Annotated in this window: 4 protein-coding genes; 2 read left to right on the plus strand and 2 right to left on the minus strand. The window is 72.9% G+C overall.

Going from position 1 to position 6,262, the window contains the following annotated elements; all coding sequences use genetic code 11:
* Positions 1-157 precede the first annotated feature (157 nt).
* Both AB0G14_RS34310 and AB0G14_RS34315 read left to right on the plus strand, forming a co-directional pair.
* Positions 158-1,231 carry a sugar phosphate isomerase/epimerase family protein gene (locus AB0G14_RS34310; protein ID WP_357704741.1) on the plus strand — a complete coding sequence of 358 codons (1,074 nt, stop codon included), beginning with the start codon at positions 158-160 and terminating at the stop codon, positions 1,229-1,231.
* Between the two features lie 109 nt (positions 1,232-1,340).
* Positions 1,341-2,525, plus strand: a complete 1,185-nt coding sequence (locus AB0G14_RS34315; RefSeq protein WP_357704743.1) for an ROK family transcriptional regulator — start codon at positions 1,341-1,343, stop codon at positions 2,523-2,525.
* A 161-nt stretch (positions 2,526-2,686) separates the two neighbouring features.
* Here AB0G14_RS34315 and AB0G14_RS34320 read toward each other — a convergent pair whose 3' ends face one another.
* Together AB0G14_RS34320 and AB0G14_RS34325 are read right to left on the minus strand one after the other, a co-directional pair.
* Positions 2,687-3,694 carry a sugar phosphate isomerase/epimerase family protein gene (locus AB0G14_RS34320; protein WP_350712241.1) on the minus strand — a complete coding sequence of 336 codons (1,008 nt, stop codon included), beginning with the start codon at positions 3,692-3,694 and terminating at the stop codon, positions 2,687-2,689.
* Positions 3,695-4,019: 325 nt separating this feature from the next.
* Positions 4,020-6,128: a ThuA domain-containing protein gene (locus tag AB0G14_RS34325; RefSeq protein ID WP_357704745.1), complete on the minus strand. Its 2,109-nt coding sequence runs from the start codon at positions 6,126-6,128 to the stop codon at positions 4,020-4,022.
* Between the last annotated feature and the right edge of the window lie 134 nt (positions 6,129-6,262).

Raw genomic sequence — 6,262 nt, forward strand, 5'->3', positions numbered from 1 at the left:
AAGAACTCGGCGTCGAAGTCGGCGATGCCGGTGAGGAACCCGCCGGCCCGCACGTACGTCCGGCCGGGCGTGCCGGGCACCGCACCGACGTGCCCGGGCCACCGCCGGTGGCCCGGCCCGGATCCGCCCTCCCCAGCATCGAGAAAGGCAGCAACACATGAACGACAGTCAGCACGGGATGAGCCGTCGCCGCATGCTCGGCGCCCTCGCCGGCGTCGCCGGCGCGGCGGCCGTCGGCGCGACCGGACTCGCCCCCGCCGCCGGCGCCAACGGCAACGGCCTGCTCGTCCCGGTCGGCAAGCGGGGCATCATCCTCTACAGCGTCCGGGACCGGATCGGCGCCGCCCCGGACACCAGCGGAGTGCCGTACGGCTTCGAGCGGGTGCTCGCGCGGCTCGCCGAGATCGGCTACAAGGAGGTGGAGTTCGCCGGCTACAACCAGCACACCTCCATCCTCGGCCGGCAGATCACCGCCGCGGAGATCCGCAAGATCCTGGACGACAACGGGCTGCGGGCCAACGGCTCACACGCGTCCATCCCGAGCGTCATCAACCCGACCACCCTCGCGGCGTTCGAGCAGCAGCTCGACATCGCCGAGACGCTGGGCATGACGCACATCGGCACCGGCAGCGACCCGACCGGCAGCAACTACAAGGCCGACTGGGACGCCGCCGCGGAGCGGTGGAACACCCTGGGCGAGCTGGCCGCCGCCCGCGGGCTGAAGCTGTACACGCACAACCACGACGCGGCGTACAACTTCCTGCTCGACAGCGGCCCGCTGGACGCCCTGGGCCGGCCGACCCGGTCCTCCGGCGTGCGGAAACTGGAGTACTTCATCGGGCTCACCGACCCGGCGTACGTGTGGTTCGAGATGGACATCTACTGGGCGCACGTGGCCCAGCACCGGTTCCGCAGCTACACCGACCCGGACGGCGTGACGCGGACCGACGTCTTCGACCCGCTGGCGACCGTGGCTGCCCAGCCGATCCGGTTCCCGCTGTTCCACGCCAAGGACGGCGCGTTCAACCCGGCCAGCAGCGCCGGGTACGACATGGTGCCGCTCGGCCAGGGCGACATCGACTACGGCGGGTTCTTCGCCAACATGGGCGCGAAGGGCTACCACAACCCGATGTGGGAGCAGGACAACGCACCGGGCGGCGCCACCGACCCGGGCCGGTCGCTGCGCTACGCGGAGCTCAGTTTCCAGCACATGTCGGGTCTGCGGGGCTGACGGACCCGACACGCACCTGGGGGCCGCGTCCGGGACGACCGGGCGCGGCCCCGCGCGCCACACGCCGGTAACAGCGCCGTGGAAGACTTCAGGCCGGGAGGTGATGGCGATGGTCCTCGTCCGGCCTGAGAACGCGTACCAGGCACGGCTGGTCCGGCTGCTGCGCGACGACGGTCCCCGCTCGCGGGTGGAGCTGGGCGACGCGGTGGGCCTGTCCCGGTCCAAGCTGGCCGCGGAGGTGGACCGGCTGGTCGAGCGGGGCCTCGTCGAGACCGCGGGGCCGGCGGCGTCGCGCGGCGGTCGCCGGTCCTCGATGCTGCGCGTCGCCGGCGGCGTGCGCTTCGCCGGCGTCGTCGTCGGCGCGGACCGGATCACCGTCACGGTGACCGACGGCGAGTTGACCGTGCTCGCCGAGATCGCCGAGCCGATCGACGTTCGGGTGGGGCCGGAGCCGGTGCTCGGCCGGGCCGTCGAACTGGTCGGAAAGCTGCGGGCCGAGCTGGGTCTGACCCAGCTCACCGGGGTCGGCGTCGGCCTGCCGGGGCCGGTCGACTTCCCCGAGGGCACGCCGGCCTCACCGGCGGCCATGCCGGGCTGGCACCGGTTCCCGGTGCGGGAGGCGTTCGCCGCCGAGCTGGGCTGCCCGGCCCTGGTCGACAACGACGCGAACGTGATGGCGCTCGGCGAGAAGCACGCCGGGGTCGGGCGCACCTTCGACGACTTCCTCTACGTCAAGCTCGGCACCGCGATCGGCTGCGGGCTGGTGCTCGGCGGCACCCCCTACCGGGGCGCGACGAGCAGCGCCGGGGACATCGCCCACCTGCCGCTCACCGAGGACGGACCGAGCTGCGCCTGCGGCGAGACCGGCTGCCTGGAGGCGTACTGCGGCGACCGCCGGCTGGTCGGCGCAGCGCTCGCCGCGGCCCGCGCGGGCCGGTCCACGGCGCTGGCGGCCCGGCTGGCCGAGGCGGGCACCCTCTCCGTGGCCGACGTCGCCGCGGCGGCGGGCGCGGGCGACGCGGCCGTGCAGGCCCTGGCCCGGGACGCGGCCCGCCGCCTGGGTCAGGTGCTGGTCGGCCTCGTGAGCTTCTTCAACCCGGGCATCGTCGTCATCGGGGGCGCGCCGGCCGGGCTGGGCCACACGCTGCTGGCCGAGATCCGTGGGGTGGTCTACCGGCGGTCCGCGCCGCTGGCCACCGGCACCATGCCGATCGTGCTCTCCGACCTCGACGACCGCGCCGGAGTGGTGGGCGCGGCGCGGCTGGTCAGCGACCACCTCTTCTCGACCGGCTGACGGGGGCCGACCGGCGGCCGGCCCCCGGTGCGGGCCGAGTCCCCGCTGCGGGCCGGGTCCCCGCTGCCGCACGCGGCCGTGACCGCTGACGGCCCCGGCCCGCGCCGCCGACCGTGGCGTCGACCGGCAGCCGGGACTCGGTCCGTGCCGCTGACGGGTGCTCAGTCCTTGCTGCTGAACGCGGCGTCGAAGGCCGCGGCCGGGGCGTCGAAGGCGAGCCGCCGGACGAACTGCAGCGCTTCGGGGGCGCCGACGAGGCGGTCCATGCCGGCGTCCTCCCACTCGATCGAGATCGGGCCGGCGTAGCCGATCGCGTTCAGCGCCCGGAAGCAGTCCTCCCAGGGCACGTCGCCGTGACCGGTCGAGACGAAGTCCCAGCCGCGCCGCATGTCCGCCCACGGCAGGTGCGAGGCGAGCCGGCCCCGCCGCCCGTCCCCCGTACGCACCTTCGCGTCCTTGCAGTCGACGTGGTAGATCCGGTCGGCGAAGTCGAAGATGAAGTTGACCGGGTCCAGCTCCTGCCAGACGAAGTGCGACGGGTCCCAGTTCAGCCCGAACGCGGGCCGGTGCCCGACGGCCTCCAGCGCCCGCTTCGTCGTCCAGTAGTCGTACGCGATCTCGCTCGGGTGCACCTCGTGGGCGAAGCGGACCCCGACGGAGTCGAAGACGTCGAGGATCGGGTTCCAGCGGTCGGCGAAGTCCTGGTAGCCCCGCTCGATCATCTCCGGCGGCACCGGCGGGAACATCGCCAGGGTGTGCCAGATCGACGACCCGGTGAAGCCCACGACGGTGTCCACCCCGAGCCTCGCCGCCGCCCGGGCGGTGTCCTTGATCTCCTCGGCGGCCCGTCGGCGTACGCCCTCGGGCTCGCCGTCGCCCCAGATCCGGGCCGGCAGGATGCCCTGGTGCCGCTCGTCGATGGGGTGGTCGCAGACGGCCTGGCCGACGAGGTGGTTGGAGATCGCGTACACCTTCAGGTTGTGCTTCGCGAGGGTCTCCCGCTTCCGGTCGACGTACGAGTCGTCGGCGAGGGCCCTGTCGACCTCGAAGTGGTCGCCCCAGCAGGCGATCTCCAGCCCGTCGTAGCCCCACTCGGAGGCGAGCCGGCAGACCTCGTCGAACGGAAGGTCGGCCCACTGGCCGGTGAAGAGCGTGATGGGTCGCGCCATTGTCCTTCTCCCCTGTCGTGATGGGGGATTCCGTCCGGGCGGGCCGGGGCGAGGGTGACCGGCCGGTACCGGTGAACGGCGGGGCCGCGGGGTGTGCCGGTGGGTGCGGGACGCACCGAGGCCCGCCGGGTTGCGCCTCCCGCCGGTCCACCGGCCACCACAACGGTCGCCGCCCCCACTCTAGGCACCCCGGCGACCCGAGGAAACCCCCCGCACCCTGCCCTCCCTCCACCGTCCCGCCCCGCGATCTTGCAGTTTCGGCCCGTGTTTCGCGGCGTTCGCCCGAGATGCCGGGGCACCAACTGCAAGATCGCGGGGACCCGGGTCAGGGCAGGGTCCACTTCTGGTTGGTGCCGGTGTGGCAGGTCCACAGGTGCACGGGGGTGCCGTCGGCGGGGTTGTTGCCGGAGACGTCCAGACACTTGCCCGACTGCGGGTTGCGCAGCGTCCCGTCCGGCTGCGCCGACCAGTTCTGCGCGCCCGTGCCGTTGCACGTCCAGAGCTGGATCTTCGTGCCGTCCGCCGAACCGCCACCCGAGACGTCCAGACACTTGCCCAACGCCCGCACCGTCGAGTTCGGCGTCACCGTCCAGGTCTGCGCGGCGCTGCCGTTGCAGGTCCAGATCTGGATCTGGGTGCCGTCGGCCGTGGCGGCGCTGCGCACGTCCAGGCACTTGCCGGCCAGGCCCCGGATCGGGCCCACGCCGCCGCTGCCGCCAGGCCTGACCAGGGTGAAGTCGTCCACGTCGAAAAGCCCCGAGCCCGACCCGGTGAAGGTCAGGTAGAGGGTGCGGGTGCCGGACGGGACCCCGCCGAGGGTGGTGGTGACGTCGGCGAAGGTGGTCCAGCCTCCGGTGTTCGGCACCGCGACCGCGCCGAGCACGGTGCCGGTCGTGGATCCGGTACGCACCTGGAGGGTGCCACCGGGCCCGCCCGAGACGACCCGCGCCCGGAACGACGTGACGCCGGTCAGGTCCACCCCGTCGTACGCGGCCCAGTCGCCCGGGTCGATGTGGCCGAGCGTCTGGCCACCGTTCGCCCCGGCCTTGGTGAACGGGGTGACGCCGCCGGCCGAGCTGAACGCCTCCGCCTGGATGGTGGTGTCGCCGGTCGGCGGGGTGGTGCCCAACTCCTTGATGCGGATGTTGCGGAACGAGGCGTCGTCGCCGGTGCCGTGGTTCTGGAGCCCGATGTGGCCGGCGAGCGACCGGGCGGGGTCGGTGTTGGTGAAGTCGTTGATCTTCACGCCGTTGAGGAAGACCTGGAGGCGCTCGCCCTCGACGAGCAGCTCGTACGTGTTCCACTCCCCCGGCGGGTTGAGCGCCGCGTCCCGGGCGGCGAGGTCGGCGGACTTGAAGGTGTAGACCGCGCCGGTGGTGCGGTCGGCCGCGTCGGTGGCGTCGATCTGCACCTCGTAGCCGTTGTGCACGGCCGACCAGGGGTCGCCCGACGGCGGGAAGCCGATGAAGACGCCGGAGTTGTCGTCGCCGGCGAGCCGCCAGTCCAGCTTGAGCGAGTAGTTGGTGAACTGCTTCGCGCTGTACCAGTAGAGCCCCATCCCGCCGACCGAGGTGAGGGTGGCGTCGGCGTTGCCGAAGCCGCCCGGCCCGGCCTGGGACCAGCCGGTGGTCGAGCCGTCGTAGAGCGCGGTGTAGCCGGTCTCGGGGCGGCAGTCGGCCCTGGTGCGGCCGGCCGCGTACCGGATGCCGCCGAGCAGGTGCGCCCGGAAGGCCGGCTCGGCGTACGACGCCTGGGTGTGCCCGCCGCCGGTGTAGAAGGCTCGGCCGCCGCTGTGGGTCTTGCACCAGGAGTGCGGGTGGTCGGCGCCCATCGAGCCGCCCGAGTACGACGACTCGTCGAGGGTGGCCAGCACGCGGGCGGTGGACCGGGCGTTGGTCCGGTAGTTGTACCACTCGTCGGTGCGGGTCCAGGTCTGCGGCAGGTGCGCGGTGGCGGCGTGCGCCCGGTTCTCCGCCTTCACGGTGGCCTGCTGGATGTGCGGGTGCGAGGCGAAGTACGCGCCGACCAGGTTGCCGTAGAACGACCAGTCGTACTCGGTGTCGGCTGCGGCGTGCACGCCGACGAAGCCGCCGCCGGAGCCGATGTACGCCTCGAAGGCGCCCTGCTGGGTGGCGTCGAGCACGTCGCCGGTGGTGTTGAGGAAGACGACCGCCTCGTACCGGGCCAGGTTGGCGGTGGTGAACTGGGCGGCGTCCTCGGTGGCGGTGACGGTGAAGTTGTTGGCCGCGCCGAGGTCGCGGATGGCCTGGGTGCCGACCGCGATGGAGTCGTGCCGGAAGCCGGCGGTCTTCGAGAAGACCAGCACGTCGTACGGGGCGTCGGCGGCGCTGGCCGGGGCGGCCGGGGTGGTGCAGGCGAGGACGGCGAGGACGGCGGTGGCCGCGCCGAGGACGGTTCGCAGGAGTCTGCGCATGTCGCTCTCCCAACGGGTGTTAGGAAGGGCCCCTTTTAGTGCGCTCGGGTTCTAGGGATCGTTGCAACGCCTGACGTGATCAGGGGTTGCAGTGTTCGAGATCCGTGGGGATCGCAGGCCGCAGGGTCCGAAGA

Source organism: Micromonospora sp. NPDC023814, assembly GCF_040639595.1.
GTDB lineage: Bacteria > Actinomycetota > Actinomycetes > Mycobacteriales > Micromonosporaceae > Micromonospora.

Bases quoted from the DNA above. Each gene is read 5' to 3' on its own strand.
- AB0G14_RS34310 (WP_357704741.1), top strand. From the start codon at position 158: ATGAACGACAGTCAGCACGGGATGAGCCGTCGCCGCATGCTCGGCGCC.
- AB0G14_RS34315 (WP_357704743.1), top strand. From the start codon at position 1,341: ATGGTCCTCGTCCGGCCTGAGAACGCGTACCAGGCACGGCTGGTCCGG.
- AB0G14_RS34320 (WP_350712241.1), bottom strand. From the start codon at position 3,694: ATGGCGCGACCCATCACGCTCTTCACCGGCCAGTGGGCCGACCTTCCG.
- AB0G14_RS34325 (WP_357704745.1), bottom strand. From the start codon at position 6,128: ATGCGCAGACTCCTGCGAACCGTCCTCGGCGCGGCCACCGCCGTCCTC.